We start from the raw sequence: 1,696 nt of genomic DNA, 5'->3' as shown, positions 1-1,696 counted from the left end.
TCGAAGTAGCGCCTCCGTATCCCGATGCCTTGGAATGTCGCCGGGTTCCAGATCCGATGCGTCACGCGCGCCTCATCCCAACTCGAGCGTCACAGGCACGACGCCGTCAGTGACCTGTCCCGCCGAGAAACCCAGATCCGCCGCGAGCTCGAGCATCCGCTCGTTGTCCGGCGCGAAGCGGGCCCGGAGTCGCTCCAGACCGCGATCCTCGGCGATGCCGATCATCAGGTCGACGAGCTTGAAGCCCAGCCCCTTGCCGTGGAAGTCGTCGTGGACGATCACGGTGAACTCGCCTTCAGGGCGCTCGGGATCGGTGAGCAGCCGCCCGACGCCGATGAGCCGCTTTGTGCCCGCTTCGCCGGTCAGCTCGGCCACCATCGCAATCTCGCGCTCGTAGTCGTTGTTGGTGAAGCGCACGAGCCTGTCGTGGTCGAACACGGGGATGCCGTCGAAGAAGCGGTCGTGCAGCGAACGCTCCGTCATCGTCTCGAGCATCTCGGCGATCATGTGCTCGTCTTCTGGCTTGATGGGCCGCAGCAGCACGTCGGTGCCGTCGCTCATCTTCCACGGTGCGACGTACCGGGTCGGGTAGGGCGTGATGACCAGGTGCGGTGTGGCCGGAGAGCCCGCGAGCACCGACTCGTCGATGATGATGCGCGCGTCGACCGCGACCGGTTCGCCGTTGGCGACCACAACCGGGTTCACGTCGATCTCGGCTATCTCGGGGAAGTCCACGACAAGGTTCGACAGCATCGTGAGCATCCCGTCGAGTGCCGCGAGATCGGTGGGTTCCACACCACGGGGCGGTCGCGAGAGCGAGCGGAACACACGCGTCTCTTCGACCATGCGGCGAGCGAGCACCGGGTTGAGTGGCGGCAGGCTCACGCTGAAGTCGGCAAGCCCCTCGGCGCCCACTCCGCCGGCACCGAACACGATGACCGAGCCGAACTGCTCGTCCTTCTTCATGCCAAGGATCAGCTCGTAGTCGACGTGGCGCACCATCTTCTGGACGGCCACGCCTTCGATGGTGGCGTCAGGTGCACGCATCTTCACCCGTTCGAGCAGCTGAGCGTAACTGCGCTCCAGATCATGCTCCGAGCAGATACCGACCTCGACGCCGCCCACCGCATTCTTGTGGGTGATCTCGTGCGACACGATCTTGAGCACCACGGGATACCCGATGTCGGCGGCGGCCTCGAGCGCCTCGGCAACGCTGTGGGTGGTCTGCTGGCGAACGACCGGGATGCCGTAGGTCGTGAGGAACCGCTTCGATTCCTCCTCGGTCAGCACCAGCCTGCCCGACTTCGCGATGCGCTTGAGCATCGCCTCGAGGTTGTGACGCGGCGGCGCGACATCCACCGACAGCTCGGCGGGCGTCTCGTACAGCAGGTCGAGGTTGGCCGAGTAGCGATACATCCCCAGGTACGTCTTGACCGCGTCCTCGGGCGTCTCGTAGCACGGGATCCCCGCTTCCGAGAAGATCTTGCGGCCGGCCTGGACGGTCTCGCCGCCCATGAGCACCGTGATGACCGGCTTGTCGGTCGTGGCCACGAGCTCCGAGACCGCGTGCGCCATCTCGTCGGGACGTGCGTTGCCCTGGGGCGTGTAGAAGAGCAGGATGCCGTTGACCGCGTCGTCTGCGATGCACGCAGCCACCGCCGCGACGAATCGGTCCTTGCCCGCGTCACCCAAGACG

At 65.8% G+C, this 1,696-nt stretch carries 1 protein-coding gene; it reads right to left on the bottom strand.

Annotated elements, in window-relative coordinates; all coding sequences use genetic code 11:
* Positions 1-72: 72 nt before the first annotated feature.
* Positions 73-1,696 (bottom strand): GNAT family N-acetyltransferase (locus HGB10_12090; protein ID NTU72544.1); only part of this gene is annotated, 1,624 nt, incomplete at its 5' end.

The organism is Coriobacteriia bacterium, assembly GCA_013334745.1.
Classification (GTDB): domain Bacteria; phylum Actinomycetota; class Coriobacteriia; order Anaerosomatales; family JAAXUF01; genus JAAXWY01.
Note: the sequence above shows the minus strand (reverse complement) of the source record. Positions and strands in the feature narration are given on the sequence as shown.